This is a genomic window from Membranihabitans maritimus (assembly GCF_021729145.1).
Classification (GTDB): domain Bacteria; phylum Bacteroidota; class Bacteroidia; order Chitinophagales; family Saprospiraceae; genus Membranihabitans; species Membranihabitans maritimus.
In genome coordinates this window covers 1-771 of record NZ_JAJSLW010000062.1, presented here as the reverse complement: position 1 = coordinate 771, position 771 = coordinate 1, and the positions used below count along the sequence as shown (strand labels likewise).

Annotated in this window: 1 protein-coding gene; it reads left to right on the top strand. The window is 55.6% G+C overall.

The features are described 5' to 3' along the window. A partial coding sequence (locus tag LVD47_RS23305) for a T9SS type B sorting domain-containing protein (RefSeq protein ID WP_236981122.1) occupies positions 1-771 on the top strand: 771 nt, incomplete at both ends.

Here is a 771-nt window from a genome sequence, read left to right as displayed (position 1 = left end):
ACAGGCCCTTACTGGGTGGAAGCCGAGCGGGACGGCTGTGTGTACCGAGGGGATATCGAAGTGGAGCGGCTGGATTCGGTGTCCTTTCCTACTTCCTACCCGGATACCATGCGAATATGTGGCGGCGAAGAAACAAGAATACAGGTAGCGGGCCTTGATTCGGTCATCACTGAAGGGGTGGTATACTACCCGGGAGAGGAAATCCCCTTTTTTGAACCGGGTAGGTACCGGTTGACGGGCTACCAATCGGGCTGCACGGGAGTGAAATTTGTGACGGTAACCACCGTACCGGACCCATCGGAAGAATACAGTGAAACCATCCCATGGTGCGAAGGGAGTGCCCTGACACTGACGCTACCGGAAGACGAGGCGGGAATCGCATTTACCTGGCCGGACGGGGATCCGGGCCGGGACCGGAGTGTGGAAGCGGTAGGGGTGTATCCGTTTTTGATTCTTTCTGGCGACTGTGAATACGTAGGAATGTACCGGGTAGAGTCGGGAGACGATTGCCCGGCTTGTGCGGTATCAATTCCGAATGCGGTTACCCCGAACGGGGACGGGAACAATGATGGACTGGAAATTTTCCTGTCGGGCTGCGGTTCCCTGACATCGGTTATATTGCTGGACAAATGGGGCGGAGTGTTGCATTCTACTTCCGGACCGACCGTAGATGCTCAGGTATGGGCCCATTTTCCACCAGGTGTGTATATCGTCCAGGTGGTGTACGAAGACGATCATGGACGGAAAAAGTCAAAGGTGGGGTCGGTAGTG